The 13,936-nt window shown below is 42.0% G+C and carries 14 protein-coding genes and 1 riboswitch; of the genes, 11 read left to right on the top strand and 3 right to left on the bottom strand.

The features are described 5' to 3' along the window. Positions 1-95: 95 nt before the first annotated feature. Both ACIY14_RS04715 and ACIY14_RS04710 read right to left on the bottom strand, forming a co-directional pair. Positions 96-1,895 carry an N-acetylmuramoyl-L-alanine amidase gene (locus ACIY14_RS04715; protein ID WP_409001719.1) on the bottom strand — a complete coding sequence of 600 codons (1,800 nt, stop codon included), beginning with the start codon at positions 1,893-1,895 and terminating at the stop codon, positions 96-98. 30 nt (positions 1,896-1,925) lie between these two features. After that, positions 1,926-2,834: a LysR family transcriptional regulator gene (locus ACIY14_RS04710; RefSeq protein WP_409001718.1), complete on the bottom strand. Its 909-nt coding sequence runs from the start codon at positions 2,832-2,834 to the stop codon at positions 1,926-1,928. Positions 2,835-2,936: 102 nt separating this feature from the next. On the opposite strand from ACIY14_RS04710, the gene ACIY14_RS04705 reads away from it, so the two are divergent. From ACIY14_RS04705 to ACIY14_RS04695, 3 genes are all read left to right on the top strand, one after another. After that, entirely contained in the window at positions 2,937-3,170 is a 234-nt protein-coding gene (locus ACIY14_RS04705; protein WP_000646473.1) for a YqgQ family protein, read from the top strand. Next, entirely contained in the window at positions 3,167-3,547 is a 381-nt protein-coding gene (locus tag ACIY14_RS04700; RefSeq protein WP_000158121.1) for a rhodanese-like domain-containing protein, read from the top strand. The genes ACIY14_RS04705 and ACIY14_RS04700 overlap by 4 nt, the downstream gene beginning before the upstream one ends. A gap of 86 nt (positions 3,548-3,633) precedes the next feature. Next, the gene (locus tag ACIY14_RS04695; protein WP_409001717.1) at positions 3,634-3,867 is read left to right on the top strand and encodes a DUF4190 domain-containing protein; all 234 of its coding nucleotides are present in this window, start codon (positions 3,634-3,636) and stop codon (positions 3,865-3,867) included. Positions 3,868-3,909: 42 nt separating this feature from the next. Here ACIY14_RS04695 and ACIY14_RS04690 read toward each other — a convergent pair whose 3' ends face one another. Beyond that, entirely contained in the window at positions 3,910-4,635 is a 726-nt protein-coding gene (locus tag ACIY14_RS04690) for a 16S rRNA pseudouridine(516) synthase (RefSeq protein WP_409001716.1), read from the bottom strand. Positions 4,636-4,795: 160 nt separating this feature from the next. On the opposite strand from ACIY14_RS04690, the gene typA reads away from it, so the two are divergent. The 8 genes from typA (at position 4,796) to lctO (ending at position 13,599) form a co-directional block, all read left to right on the top strand. Continuing rightward, positions 4,796-6,637, top strand: a complete 1,842-nt coding sequence (gene typA, locus ACIY14_RS04685) for a translational GTPase TypA (protein ID WP_084910823.1) — start codon at positions 4,796-4,798, stop codon at positions 6,635-6,637. A 19-nt stretch (positions 6,638-6,656) separates the two neighbouring features. Beyond that, a complete protein-coding gene (locus tag ACIY14_RS04680) occupies positions 6,657-6,911 on the top strand; it encodes a DUF3165 family protein (RefSeq protein WP_409001715.1) in 255 nt (84 codons plus the stop codon). Positions 6,912-7,028: 117 nt separating this feature from the next. Then, positions 7,029-8,381 carry a UDP-N-acetylmuramoyl-L-alanine--D-glutamate ligase gene (murD, locus tag ACIY14_RS04675; RefSeq protein ID WP_409001714.1) on the top strand — a complete coding sequence of 451 codons (1,353 nt, stop codon included), beginning with the start codon at positions 7,029-7,031 and terminating at the stop codon, positions 8,379-8,381. Between the two features lies 1 nt (position 8,382). After that, entirely contained in the window at positions 8,383-9,441 is a 1,059-nt protein-coding gene (locus tag ACIY14_RS04670) for a UDP-N-acetylglucosamine--N-acetylmuramyl-(pentapeptide) pyrophosphoryl-undecaprenol N-acetylglucosamine transferase (RefSeq protein WP_409001713.1), read from the top strand. A gap of 9 nt (positions 9,442-9,450) precedes the next feature. Further along, positions 9,451-10,605 carry a cell division protein FtsQ/DivIB gene (locus ACIY14_RS04665; RefSeq protein ID WP_409001712.1) on the top strand — a complete coding sequence of 385 codons (1,155 nt, stop codon included), beginning with the start codon at positions 9,451-9,453 and terminating at the stop codon, positions 10,603-10,605. A gap of 246 nt (positions 10,606-10,851) precedes the next feature. Continuing rightward, complete coding sequence (gene pyrF / locus ACIY14_RS04660; protein WP_409001711.1) at positions 10,852-11,553, top strand: orotidine-5'-phosphate decarboxylase; 702 nt, start codon at positions 10,852-10,854, stop codon at positions 11,551-11,553. A 33-nt stretch (positions 11,554-11,586) separates the two neighbouring features. Next, complete coding sequence (gene pyrE, locus ACIY14_RS04655; RefSeq protein WP_000170906.1) at positions 11,587-12,219, top strand: orotate phosphoribosyltransferase; 633 nt, start codon at positions 11,587-11,589, stop codon at positions 12,217-12,219. A gap of 243 nt (positions 12,220-12,462) precedes the next feature. Continuing rightward, positions 12,463-13,599 carry an L-lactate oxidase gene (gene lctO / locus ACIY14_RS04650; protein WP_409001710.1) on the top strand — a complete coding sequence of 379 codons (1,137 nt, stop codon included), beginning with the start codon at positions 12,463-12,465 and terminating at the stop codon, positions 13,597-13,599. A 148-nt stretch (positions 13,600-13,747) separates the two neighbouring features. Continuing rightward, a riboswitch (TPP riboswitch) is annotated at positions 13,748-13,836 on the top strand. The last annotated feature ends 100 nt before the right edge of the window (positions 13,837-13,936 follow it).

Below are 13,936 nucleotides of genomic sequence, written 5' to 3'. Positions count from 1 at the left end.
AAAAGGACTTAGTCCTGTGCAATACAGAACTAAATCCTTCACTTAAATTATTTGTCTAACTTTTTGGGGTCAGTACAGATTTCTCGAGACTTTTTTTACTGACCAGCGTAATATTTTTGGATCCCCTTTACGATGCCTGCGACCAGTTTATCTTGGTATTGGCTATCTCTGATTTGTTGGTTTTCGGTGAAATTATCCATATAACCAAGCTCTAGGAGAACCGCTGGTTTGGCTGTTTCGCGTAGGACAGCAAAGCTGCTCTCCAACAGACCAGCATCCTTAGCTCCTGTTTCTGCTAGAAGAGAGGAGTGGATGGCAGCGGCGAGGCGTTTGCTTTCACTCATACGATCAGGGTGATTGTGCCAGTATTGATTAATCTTACTTGGATAATCAGGTTCATCTCTATAGGAGTAGGTTTGAATACCGCTCGCTTTTGAGTAGGTATTACCAGTAGCGTTGAAGTGAATACTGATAAAAATATCAGAGTTGGTCTTATTAACCATACGAGAACGTTCGGTAACAAAATCAACGTCAATATCACTATCACGAGAAGTGAGGACCTTGTATCCTAGTTCTTCTAACTTAGTACGAAGCTTACGGTAAATCTGCATGTTGAGATCTTTTTCAGCTACATTGTAGTAAAAGGCACCTGAATCTTGACCACCATGCCCAGGATCTAGAAAGATAGTATTGCTGTATTGACCTTTTGTAAATCCACCTTCAGTTGAAACTTCAGAAATCCATTGGCCGTATTTTTGGAACAAGTGTTCCTTGCCGTCTATCTTGTAAGTTCCTGAAACATAATGTCCACTATCGTCCAGATAGTAACGAGCCTTGTAATAGTCGTCGTAAATCCACTCATTCTTGGCCATATAACCGCCAGACTTGAGGTAGTATGCCCCAATCCACTCCTGATTTGCATAACGGCCATCCGCTTTTAGATAGAACCAGCTATTGTAGGATTTATCAAAGATCCACTCTTTTTCCGCCATGGCTCCACTGGCTTTGAGGTAGTAGCTTCCTTTCCATTTATTGGAAAGCATGACTCCATTTTGTTCAAAAGCATACCAAGAACCATTGATTTTCTCCCATTTGTCTTGGCTATATTTCCCATATGCATTAGCGTAATACCAATTTTCATTGATTCTCACCCAAGAGTTTTCTGCCATGGCTCCGCTACTGTCAAGCAGGTAGGCACCAATTGTTGTCTGGCTGAGCATCACGCCGTTTTTATCAAAGTAGTACCAAGAACCGTTGATTTTCTCCCACTTGTCTTGCGAGATTCTGCTAGATGGTGTGACATAATACCAATTTTGGTCTAATTTAGTCCAGCCCTTTTCTGCCATAGCTCCGCTTTTTGTGAGCAGATAGCCGTCAACGGCAGTGTTGCTGAGCATACTTCCAGTTTGATCAAAATAGTACCAAGAACCATTGATTTTTTTCCAAGTGTTCAGAGCAAGTCGCCCAGAGGGATCAGCATAATACCATTGGTTGTCCAAATTGGTCCAGCTATTTTCTACCATAACCCCATCTTGGTCAAAGGCATAGCCTTTGTAGATAGTAGAATGAAGACGATTACCATCTTGATCGAAGTAGTACCATTTGCCTTGGATTTGTTTCCAGTTCAAAGCAGGTTTATCATCTTGGTAAAAACGCCAGTGGTGATTTTCTTGGTACCACCCTTCTTTTGGGGGCTTGTTTTCTTGCACATCTATTTTCGGAAGCACCTCTGATTTAGAGTTTTCCTCAACACTCGACTCTTTCTTTTCTTCTTTGGCAATTGATTCCTTGACAGCAGATGTGGATTGAGTTGTGTTTTCTTCTCCTGAGACGGATGCGGGTGCCAATCCTGCGATTGAAAGGATTAAAGCACTAGTCAGTAGTATCTTTTTCACTTTCTATTTCCTAACTTTTTCTTTTTCCTATTAATTATCGAATTGAACTTCTTCTACTAAGTATTCGATAAAGCGTTCGCCCATCTTAGACAGGCTGGTTTTTTCATGCTGGATATAGACTAGTTGAATCGGGTCGTCAATGTCCAGTGGAATGGAAACGATATTGTCTCCGTTAAGGTTGCTGTTCAAAATCCCTGTTGCAATCGTGTAACCGTCCAAACCAATCAAGAGATTAAAGAGGGTGGCACGGTCACTGACAACGATAGATTTTTTGTGGTACTCCTGAGAGAGAATCTCTTCAGAGAAGTAGAAGGAGTTGTGCGTCCCCTGGTCATAACTCAGATAAGGGAAGTCTTCCAAATCAGCCAGTTTGACCTTGTCTTTTTTAGCCAGAGGGTTGGTCTTGCTGACAAAGATATGGGGCTGGGCTGTGAAGAGATGGTGGGCTAGCAGGTGGTTGTCATCCAGCATTTTCGTTAAAACATCACGGTTGTAGCTGTTTAAGAAGAGGACGCCGACCTCACTACGGAAGTTCTTAACGTCGTCAATAATCTCCCAAGTCCGAGTTTCACGAAGGAAAAGCTCATATTTTTCCATATCACTTTTCTTGAGCAGAGATACAAAGGCATTGACTACAAAGGCATAATGTTGAGACGAAACGCTAAAGAGTTCGCGGTGGGCGACAGGATTTTTATAGCGTTCCTCTAGAAGCTGGGTTTGCTCGACAACCTGACGGGCATAGGAGAGAAACTCCATCCCATCACGGGTCAAGGTAATGCCCTTTGGATTGCGAATAAAGATTTCAATACCCATTTCATTTTCCAAGTCTCGAACAGCATTAGAGAGACTGGGTTGGGTGATAAAGAGTTGCTTGGCTGCCTCATTCATAGAGCCAGTTTCGACGATTTTGATAATATAGTGTAGTTGTTGAATTCTCATGTTTTTATTGTACCACACTTGCGGAAGAATGGGCAATGAAGACGAAGAAAATAGGGGGGAAGAGCCGGTCCAGTATTGAAAAAAAGTCTAGAATCTGCTAAAATGAAAGCTATGAAAACATTCTATGATGTGCAGCAATTTCTCAAACAATTTGGCATTATTGTTTACATGGGGAAGCGCTTGTATGATATTGAACTGATGAAGCTCGAACTCTCTCGGATCTATGATGCAGGTCTCATGGACAAGCTAGATTACCTAGAAGCGGAAGCTGTTCTCCGCAGGGAGCACAAGATAGAATTAGACTACATAGAGAAAAATGGAGATAAGAACTTATGACAATTTGGATTGTTTGGGGAATCGTATTGGCGATGGCGGCATGGATGGGTTATAACTACCTTCGTATTCGTCGTGCTGCTAAGATTGTGGATAATGCAGAATTTGAAGCCTTGATTCGGAAAGGGCAATTGATTGATGTCCGTGAACCAGCAGAATTTCACAGAAAACATATCCTCGGAGCGCGCAATATTCCTTCAAATCAGTTGAAGTCAAGCCTTGCAGCCCTTCGCAAGGATAAACCTGTCCTTCTCTATGAAAACCAACGCGGACAACGAGTGACCAATGCAGCCCTCTATCTGAAAAAGCAAGGTTTCTCTGAGATTTATATCCTTTCTTATGGGTTGGATTCTTGGAACGGGAAGGTCAAGACTAGCTAATATTTTATTAAAAACTGTCGAATGATAGATAAAGCTAGCATTTTATGGTATCATCATTTATATTAAATTTAAGAAGATTTTGTAATATGAATTCACAACAAAAGAAAAAATCTTCACTTATTTTAGGTATCTTATCTATCGTCCTTGGTTTGCTATCTCCAATAGTAGGTCTGATTTTGGGGATCATAGGATTGGTCTTGGCTTTTTCATACCAAAAAGAATCTGGACTGGACTATAAAACAGAAAAAATTCTCAATATCGTAGGACTTGTAGTTTCTGTCCTTAACTGGATTGCAGCCATGGCAATAGTTTTTAGATAAGTAAAAAAACAAAAAAAGCTTTAAACATAAAGCTTTTTTGTTTTATCCACTTTTTTCTAAGTATTTTTTAATCATCTCTAATTCTTCTTGGTTTAAGAATCGGTATTGCCCTTCTGCAAGTTCTGAATCTAACGTAAAATCACCGAACTGGACTCTTTTTAAGGCAGTCACCTTGACACCAACTGAGAGGAACATTTTTTTAACCTGATGAAATTTTCCTTCTGAGATGGTGATGGAGGCATGGCTCTCTGTTGGACCTGCGGATAGAATATCTAGTTTTGCAGGTTTACAAGTGGTCCCATCTAAAAAGACAATCCCCTCTTTGAATGACCGGATATGGTCTGGTGTGAGCAGTCCATTTACCACCACTTGATAGGATTTATCGACATGGTACTGGGGATGAAGGAGTTGGAAGCCAAGAGGTCCATTGTCTGTCAAAAGGAGTAGCCCCGTTGTATCGCGGTCTAATCTGCCGACAGCATAGAGCTGGTCAGACTGGATGTCAGGTGGAAGGAGGTCCATGACGGTTGGAAGTTTCTTATCCTTGCTAGCTGTAACGACTCCGTTTGGCTTATGAAGTATGAGGTAGGTGTGCTCGTATCCTTGAATCTGCCGTCCTTGAAAGACTAATTTCTGTAATCCAGTGTCGACATTTTGAGCGAGGGAGCTGGCTGGACAATCGTCCACTAGGATTTCTTTTTTCAAAAGTGCCTGTTTCATAGCCTTGCGATTGATTTTTTCTTGGGCTAATAATCTATCTAAACGCATACCAGCTTATCTTATCATAAGTCTCTGACTTTGAAAAGAGTTGTCTTGACTAGAAAAGCAGAGTGAAAACATTTACACTTACTTGAATTATGTTATTTACTTGAAAATATGGTATAATTGCTCAGTTAGAAAATAAATTTTAAATATTATAGAGGAAATCATGACAAAATTAAGAGAAGATATCCGTAACGTAGCCATTATTGCCCACGTTGACCACGGGAAAACAACCCTCGTTGATGAATTATTGAAACAATCAGAAACGCTTGATGCACGTACTGAATTGGCAGAGCGCGCTATGGACTCAAACGATATCGAAAAAGAGCGTGGAATTACCATCCTTGCTAAAAATACAGCCGTTGCCTACAACGGAACTCGTATCAATATCATGGACACACCAGGACACGCGGACTTCGGTGGAGAAGTTGAGCGTATCATGAAAATGGTTGACGGTGTTGTCTTGGTCGTAGATGCCTACGAAGGAACCATGCCACAAACTCGTTTCGTATTGAAAAAAGCCTTGGAACAAGACCTTGTCCCAATCGTGGTTGTCAACAAAATCGATAAACCATCAGCTCGCCCAGCAGAAGTAGTGGACGAAGTCTTGGAACTCTTCATCGAGCTTGGCGCAGATGATGACCAGCTTGATTTCCCAGTTGTTTATGCTTCAGCTATCAACGGAACATCTTCCTTGTCAGATGATCCAGCTGACCAAGAAAAAACAATGGCGCCAATCTTTGACACCATCATCGATCATATCCCAGCCCCAGTAGACAACTCAGATGAGCCTTTGCAGTTCCAAGTGTCACTTTTGGACTACAACGACTTCGTAGGTCGTATCGGTATCGGACGTATTTTCCGTGGTAGTGTGAAAGTTGGGGACCAAGTTACCCTTTCTAAACTAGATGGCACAACGAAGAACTTCCGTGTAACAAAACTCTTCGGTTTCTTTGGTTTGGAACGTCGTGAAATCCAAGAAGCCAAAGCAGGTGACTTGATTGCCGTATCCGGTATGGAAGATATCTTTGTTGGTGAAACTATTACTCCGACGGATGCCATTGAACCTCTTCCAATCCTACATATCGATGAACCAACCCTCCAAATGACCTTCTTGGTAAATAATTCACCATTTGCAGGTCGTGAAGGGAAATGGGTAACTTCTCGTAAGGTAGAAGAACGCTTGCAAGCAGAATTGCAAACAGACGTTTCCCTTCGTGTTGACCCAACGGATTCACCAGATAAATGGACTGTTTCAGGACGTGGAGAATTGCACTTGTCAATCCTGATCGAAACCATGCGCCGTGAAGGTTATGAACTTCAAGTATCTCGTCCGGAGGTTATTGTAAAAGAGATTGACGGCGTAAAATGTGAGCCATTTGAACGTGTTCAAATCGATACTCCAGAAGAATACCAAGGATCTGTTATCCAAAGCCTTTCTGAACGTAAGGGTGAAATGTTGGATATGATTTCAACTGGTAATGGTCAAACTCGTTTGGTCTTCCTTGTTCCAGCGCGTGGTTTGATCGGATACTCAACTGAGTTCTTGTCAATGACTCGTGGTTACGGTATCATGAACCATACCTTCGACCAATACTTGCCATTGATTCCGGGTGAAATTGGTGGACGTCACCGTGGTGCCCTTGTTTCCATCGATGCTGGTAAGGCAACAACCTACTCAATCATGTCTATCGAAGAACGTGGTACGATCTTTGTCAACCCAGGTACTGAGGTTTATGAAGGAATGATCATCGGTGAAAATTCTCGTGAAAATGACTTGACAGTTAATATCACCAAGGCCAAACAAATGACCAACGTTCGTTCTGCTACTAAGGACCAAACAGCGGTTATCAAGACACCTCGTATCTTGACCCTTGAAGAGTCTCTTGAGTTCTTGAATGACGATGAGTACATGGAAGTAACGCCTGAGTCTATCCGTTTGCGTAAGCAAATCCTCAACAAGGCAGAGCGCGAGAAAGCCAACAAAAAGAAAAAATCAGCTGAATAAGAGCTAGAAAGAGATAAAGATGGTCTATTTAATCATAGGGATACTCTTATTACTACTCTATGTATTTGCGACACCTCAAAGTATCAAAGGAACAGTCAACATCGTTATCTTGGTCTTTGTAGTTGTTGCACTCTTGATTTTGCTGATGTTGTCCATCTTGCAAATCTTCCAATTACCGACAGAATTCTTTGTCACAATCGCCATGCTGGTCCTCGCCTACCTTAGCTTGAGAGACATTACGCTCATGTCTGAAAAAAAGAGCAAAAGAAGATAAATAGAAAGAGAGCTTCGGCTCTCTTTTTCAATGTCAGAATGAGGACTAGAGCATTTTCGCTTAGTATTATTTCCATAAAAATGGTAAAATAGTAGGAGTAGAAATGGAGTTTGAGACATGAAAGTAATCGATCAATTTAAAAATAAGAAAGTACTTGTTTTAGGTTTGGCTAAGTCTGGTGAGTCTGCAGCCCGTTTGTTGGACAAGCTAGGTGCCATTGTGACAGTAAATGACGGCAAGCCTTTTGAGGAAAATCCTGCTGCGCAAAGTTTGCTAGAAGAGGGAATCAAGGTTGTCACTGGTGGGCATCCTTTGGAATTGTTGGATGAAGATTTCGCTCTGATGGTGAAAAATCCAGGTATCCCGTATAGCAATCCCATGATTGAAAAGGCATTGGCAAAGGGAATTCCAGTCTTGACTGAGGTGGAGTTGGCTTACTTGATCTCGGAAGCGCCAATTATCGGTATCACTGGTTCAAATGGGAAAACAACCACAACGACTATGATTGGGGAAGTTTTGACTGCTACCGGTCAACATGGCCTCTTGTCAGGGAACATCGGCTATCCTGCTAGTCAAGTGGCTCAAACTGCAACAGCCAAGGACACGCTTGTCATGGAACTTTCTTCTTTCCAACTGATGGGTGTTCAAGAATTTCATCCTGAGATTGCGGTTATTACCAACCTCATGCCCACTCATATCGACTACCATGGTTCTTTTGAGGCCTATGTGGCAGCTAAGTGGAATATCCAGAACAAGATGACAGCAGTTGATTTTCTTGTTTTGAACTTTAACCAAGACTTGGCAAAAGAATTGGCTACCAAAACACAAGCCACTGTTGTTCCATTTTCAACAAAGGAAAAGGTTGATGGGGCCTATTTGGAAAATGGTCAACTCTACTTCCGTGGGGAAGTGGTCATGACAGCTGATGAAATCGGTGTTCCAGGTAGCCACAATGTAGAAAATGCCCTTGCGACCATTGCAGTAGCCAAGCTCCGTGGTGTGGATAACCAAACCATCAAGGAAACTCTTTCATCCTTTGGTGGTGTTAAACACCGTCTCCAATTTGTGGATGAAATAAAGGGTGTAAAATTCTATAACGATAGCAAGTCAACCAATATCTTAGCGACTCAAAAAGCCTTGTCAGGATTTGACAATAGTAAGGTCATCTTAATTGCAGGTGGTTTGGACCGTGGCAATGAGTTTGACGAATTGGTGCCAGATATTACTGGGCTCAAGAAGATGGTCATCCTCGGTCAGTCTGCAGAACGTGTCAAACGGGCGGCAGAGAAGGCTGGTGTGACTTATGTAGATGCGACAGATATTGCTGATGCGACCTGCAAGGCCTATGAGCTTGCGACTCAAGGAGATGTAGTCCTTCTCAGTCCTGCAAATGCTAGCTGGGATATGTATGCTAACTTTGAAGTACGTGGAGACCTCTTTATCGACACAGTAGCGGAGTTAAAGGAATAATATGAAAAAAATTGTCTTTACAGGCGGGGGGACGGTTGGACATGTCACCCTCAACCTTTTGTTAATGCCTAAGTTCATCGAAGACGGCTGGGAAGTTCACTACATTGGTGATAAACACGGAATCGAACACCAAGAAATCCTCAAGTCAGGTTTGGATGTTACTTTCCATTCTATTGCGACTGGGAAGTTGCGTCGCTATTTTTCTTGGCAAAATATGCTGGATGTCTTCAAAGTTGGTTGGGGAATTGTCCAATCCCTCTTTATCATGTTACGACTGCGTCCACAGGCTCTTTTTTCTAAGGGAGGATTTGTGTCTGTGCCACCGGTTATCGCAGCGCGTGTGTCAGGGGTACCTGTCTTTATTCACGAATCGGACCTGTCTATGGGCTTGGCCAATAAAATTGCCTATAAATTTGCGACTAAGATGTATTCAACATTTGAGCAGGCTTCTGGTCTCGCAAAAGTCGAGCATGTGGGAGCAGTAACAAAGGTTTCAGATCAAAAAACTTCAGAACCAGATGAATTGGTGGATATCCAAACCCACTTTGATCTTAAATTGCCAACCGTATTATTTGTCGGAGGTTCTGCAGGAGCTCGTGTATTTAACCAATTAGTGACAGACCATAAAAAAGAGTTGACAGAGCGCTACAATATTATCAATTTAACTGGAGATTCAAACCTCAATGAGTTGAGTCAAAATCTCTTTCGTGTTGATTATGTGACCGATCTCTATCAACCCTTGATGGAGATGGCAGATGTGGTGGTAACGCGTGGCGGTGCCAATACGATTTTTGAGCTCTTGGCCATGGCGAAACTCCATCTCATAGTACCATTGGGTCGTGAAGCAAGTCGAGGAGACCAGATTGAAAATGCAGCTTACTTTGTTAAGAAAGGCTATGCAGAAGAACTTCAAGAAAGCGACTTGACCTTGGAAAGCTTGGAGGCGAAACTCAGTCACTTGCTTAGTCACAAGGATCAGTACCAAGCTAGCATGAAAGCTTCGACTGAATTGAAATCTCTTGCAGATTTTTACGATCTACTAAGAAAAGACCTATCATAAGGAATATCAATGTCAAAGGATAAGAAAAAAGAATCAAACCAGAAGCAAGAATTGTCTGAATGGCAGAAACGAAACCAGGAATACCTGAAAAAAAAGGCTGAGGAAGAAGCTGCCCTAGCTGAGGAGAAGGAAAAGGAAAAACAAGCTCGAATTGGGAAAAACTCTAAGTCGTTAGAGGAAAGTAAGAAGTCATCAAGTGATTCCGACCAGAACGAAACTGTTCCAGACGAAGAATCATCCGAAAAAGAAGAAAAATCTAAAAAAGATGATCCTAAAGTCAAAGAAGAAAAAGAAAAGAAGAAAAAAGAAAAACCAGAGAAACCAGCCAAACCTAAAATTGCGCCTGTTCATATTTGGCGAGCTGTGAGTATCTTGGTACCCAGTGTCCTAGTCCTCCTTTTTTCAGTCTATCTGTTGACTCCACTTTCGACCATCAAAAATATCGAGGTTAAGGGAAATAGTAACACGCAGGCGGATGACATCAAACAGGCTTCTGGAATTCAAGATAGTGACTATACTTTAGCTCTATTGTTGGATAAGGAAACATACGCTGAGCGAATCAAGTCCAACCATTGGATAGAATCAGCGAAGATTAACTATCAATTTCCGACTAACTTTACGATTGAGGTTAAGGAGTTTGATATTGTCGGTTATTATGTGTCTGGTGAAGAGTATTATCCAATTCTTTCTAGTGGTGCGGTTGAGTCAACTCCTGTAAATCGCTTAAACTTGCCTGAGACTTATCTGACAGTTACCTTTAATGATGAGCAACAGGTGAAGGAACTGATCACAGGATTATCTACCATCAGTGAGGATATCAAGAGTCAAATCCAGAAAATCGAATTAGCGCCAAGCAAGGCAACAGCAGATCTTTTAAAAATTACTATGCTGGACACAGATGAGGTTTTGGTTCCCTTGTCAGAATTGAGCAAGAAATTGCCTTATTACAGCAAAATCAAGCCCCAATTGACAGAACCGAGTGTAGTCGATATGGAGGCTGGAGCATACAGCTATACCATAGCGGATAAGCTAATAGAAGAAGCAGAAGAAAAAGCCAAACAAGAGGCTAAGGAAGCTGAGAAGAAAAAACAGGAAGAAGAAAAGAAAAAACAAGAAGAACAGGGAAATCAAAGTCAAACGAGCCAGCAGTCACAGAGTCGTTAGACTAACTTTTTCTCTTGATTTTTGAATGGTATAGAAGTCCAGTTTCAAGTTTTTGCTTGACAAGTCCTACTATAAATAATAGAATAGAAAAAAACCTTTAAAGCAGTCCAGAGAGGCAGCTAAGGTTAGACGGTGAAAGGGTGGAGACTACCCATTTTTCGTGGAACCTTGCTGTTGGCAGGTTCCTTTTTTCGTGGTTTATTTTTGACCGTACTCTCTTGCTCGCAAAGGTAAAAGGAGAAAGGTATGCGTGAACATCGTCCAGTTATTGCTCTTGATTTTCCTAGTTTTGAGGCGGTCAAGGAATTTTTATCTCTTTTCCCAGCAGAAGAAAGTCTTTACCTAAAAGTAGGGATGGAGCTTTATTATGCGGAAGGTCCAGAAGTTGTCCGTTATTTGAAGTCACTGGGGCATAGTGTCTTTCTGGACCTCAAGCTACATGACATTCCCAATACAGTTAAATCGGCTATGAAGGTCTTATCTCAGCTTGGTGTAGACATGACCAATGTTCATGCTGCTGGTGGTGTGGAGATGATGAAGGCTGCGCGTGAAGGTCTTGGGACACAAGCCAAATTGATTGCTGTCACTCAGCTCACATCAACATCAGAAGCCCAGATGCAGGATTTTCAAAATATCCAAACCAGCCTGCAAGAGTCTGTGCTACACTATGCTAAGAAGACAGCTGAAGCGGGTTTGGATGGTGTCGTTTGCTCAGCTCAGGAAGTGCAAGTCATCAAGCAGACCACCAATCCAAATTTTATCTGTCTGACACCGGGAATTCGTCCAGCGGGAGCTGCGGTTGGAGACCAAAAACGCGTGATGACACCTGCTGATGCCTATCAAATCGGTAGTGACTATATCGTAGTGGGACGTCCGATTACCCAAGCTGAAGATCCTGTTGCAGCTTATCATGCCATCAAGGATGAATGGACACAGGACTGGAATTAAAGAAATAGATTAGAAAAATAAAAGGAGAATACCATGACACTTGCTAAAGATATTGCTAGCCACCTCTTGAAAATTCAGGCAGTTTACCTTAAACCAGAAGAGCCTTTCACTTGGGCATCTGGTATCAAGTCACCGATTTACACTGATAACCGTGTGACGCTAGCCTATCCAGAGACTCGTACCCTAATTGAAAATGGTTTTGTGGAAGCTATTAAAGCAGAATTTCCAGAAGTAGAAGTGATTGCAGGAACTGCGACAGCAGGGATTCCTCACGGAGCTATTATCGCTGACAAGATGAACTTGCCTTTTGCCTACATCCGCAGCAAACCAAAAGACCACGGAGCTGGTAATCAAATCGAAGGCCGTGTAGCTCAAGGTCAAAAGATGGTCGTTGTTGAAGACCTCATTTCAACGGGTGGTTCAGTTCTTGAAGCCGTAGCAGCCGCTAAACGTGAAGGAGCCGATGTTCTTGGTGTCGTAGCGATTTTCAGCTATCAATTGCCAAAAGCAGATAAGAATTTTGCGGATGCTGGTGTCAAACTTGTGACGCTTTCTAACTACAGTGAACTAATCCACCTAGCCCAAGAAGAAGGTTACATTACGCCAGAAGGACTCGCTCTCCTAAAACGCTTTAAAGAAGACCAAGAAAATTGGCAAAACGCTTAAAAGTAGAAAATCAGGTAGTCACTAGGATTATCTGATTTTTTATATGTGGGCAATAAAATAAAGCTCCCTAAAGGTAAAGAAGAATATAGGATAATGGTAGAATGAGAGTCCTCTCTTTTTTGGCGGCATATTCAGATAATCGGTTTGAAATTTCCAGACAAAATTTTTGAAAGGAATCTGAAAAAGGGTTAAGATATTTATGTAAGAAAAAAGTAAACGCTTACTTAATAAGGAGGACACTTTATGTCATATAAAACAAGCAATGCAGAAGGACCTGTAGATTTCATCAATACATATGATTTGGAGCCAATGGCGCAACAAGTCATTCCTAAAGCAGCCTTCGGTTATATCGCTAGTGGAGCAGAGGATACTTTCACTTTACGCGAGAACATCCGTGCCTTTAACCACAAACTTATTGTTCCGCATACGCTTTGTGATGTTGAAAATCCAAGTACAGAGATTGAATTTGCAGGTGAGAAATTATCTTCACCAATTATTATGGCGCCTGTTGCGGCTCATAAATTGGCAAATGAGCAGGGGGAAGTAGCTACTGCGCGTGGTGTGCATGAATTTGGTTCTCTTTACACAACTAGCTCTTACTCTACTGTAGATCTTCCAGAAATTACGGAAGCCCTTCAAGGAACACCTCATTGGTTCCAATTTTACTTTAGTAAGGATGACGGTATCAACCGCCATATCATGGACCGTGTGAAGGCTGAAGGCTACAAAGCGATTGTCTTGACGGCGGATGCAACTGTAGGGGGCAATCGTGAGGTCGACAAGCGCAATGGTTTTGTCTTCCCCGTTGGTATGCCGATTGTTGAGGAATACTTACCAGAAGGTGCTGGAAAATCAATGGACTTTGTTTACAAGTCAGCTAAACAACGCTTGTCTCCACGCGATGTCGAATTTATCGCTACATACTCAGGACTTCCTGTGTATGTCAAGGGGCCACAATGCCGTGAGGACGTTGAACGCTCTCTTGCCGCAGGTGCTTCTGGTATCTGGGTAACCAACCACGGTGGCCGCCAAATCGACGGTGGACCAGCATCCTTTGACTCGCTTCAAGAAGTCGCTGAAGCAGTTGATAACCGTGTGCCAATTGTCTTTGACTCTGGTGTTCGTCGCGGTCAGCACGTCTTTAAAGCCTTGGCTTCAGGAGCAGACTTGGTGGCTATTGGCCGCCCTGTGATCTATGGTTTGGCTCTCGGTGGTAGTGTTGGTGTGCGTCAAGTCTTTGAGCACTTGAATGCAGAATTGAAGACAGTCATGCAATTATCTGGAACTCAGACTATTGAGGATGTCAAACACTTCAAACTCCGTCACAATCCATACAATCCATCCTTCCCAGTTGATTCACGTGATTTGAAGTTGTATTGATAAAGTAGAAAGTCTCCATTTGATGTGGAGGCTTTTCTTCGTGTATAGAAAGATTAAATCGTTATCAGAAACTATATAAATATATTTTCCAGTCAAATATCTTGCTAGGGCTTTCAATTTCTGTTATACTGATCCAGTAATAAAATAATAAAGACATTTGGGGTGCTTTAGGCTGAGATGATACCCATTGAACCTGATACAGTTAATACTGGCGAAGGGAAATGTGAAAAGGTTTTTTTCGTATGTCGAAAAGAACTGTCTAATCTTGTAAGGTAAACTCTAATTCTCGTTTGTAATTGGAGTTTTTTTTGTTTATCAAAAGAGGATAGACTTGATG

The organism is Streptococcus sp. ST16 (assembly GCF_046098135.1).
Lineage (GTDB): Bacteria > Bacillota > Bacilli > Lactobacillales > Streptococcaceae > Streptococcus.
The sequence above is the reverse complement of the archived record's forward strand: the minus strand, read 5'-3'. Positions and strand labels throughout refer to the sequence as shown.

Excerpts from the sequence above, each read along its gene's own strand:
- ACIY14_RS04710 (WP_409001718.1), bottom strand. The coding sequence starts at position 2,834 with ATGAGAATTCAACAACTACACTATATTATCAAAATCGTCGAAACTGGC.
- ACIY14_RS04705 (WP_000646473.1), top strand. The coding sequence starts at position 2,937 with ATGAAAGCTATGAAAACATTCTATGATGTGCAGCAATTTCTCAAACAA.
- ACIY14_RS04700 (WP_000158121.1), top strand. The coding sequence starts at position 3,167 with ATGACAATTTGGATTGTTTGGGGAATCGTATTGGCGATGGCGGCATGG.
- ACIY14_RS04695 (WP_409001717.1), top strand. The coding sequence starts at position 3,634 with ATGAATTCACAACAAAAGAAAAAATCTTCACTTATTTTAGGTATCTTA.
- ACIY14_RS04690 (WP_409001716.1), bottom strand. The coding sequence starts at position 4,635 with ATGCGTTTAGATAGATTATTAGCCCAAGAAAAAATCAATCGCAAGGCT.
- typA (WP_084910823.1), top strand. The coding sequence starts at position 4,796 with ATGACAAAATTAAGAGAAGATATCCGTAACGTAGCCATTATTGCCCAC.
- ACIY14_RS04680 (WP_409001715.1), top strand. The coding sequence starts at position 6,657 with ATGGTCTATTTAATCATAGGGATACTCTTATTACTACTCTATGTATTT.
- murD (WP_409001714.1), top strand. The coding sequence starts at position 7,029 with ATGAAAGTAATCGATCAATTTAAAAATAAGAAAGTACTTGTTTTAGGT.
- ACIY14_RS04670 (WP_409001713.1), top strand. The coding sequence starts at position 8,383 with ATGAAAAAAATTGTCTTTACAGGCGGGGGGACGGTTGGACATGTCACC.
- ACIY14_RS04665 (WP_409001712.1), top strand. The coding sequence starts at position 9,451 with ATGTCAAAGGATAAGAAAAAAGAATCAAACCAGAAGCAAGAATTGTCT.
- pyrF (WP_409001711.1), top strand. The coding sequence starts at position 10,852 with ATGCGTGAACATCGTCCAGTTATTGCTCTTGATTTTCCTAGTTTTGAG.
- pyrE (WP_000170906.1), top strand. The coding sequence starts at position 11,587 with ATGACACTTGCTAAAGATATTGCTAGCCACCTCTTGAAAATTCAGGCA.
- lctO (WP_409001710.1), top strand. The coding sequence starts at position 12,463 with ATGTCATATAAAACAAGCAATGCAGAAGGACCTGTAGATTTCATCAAT.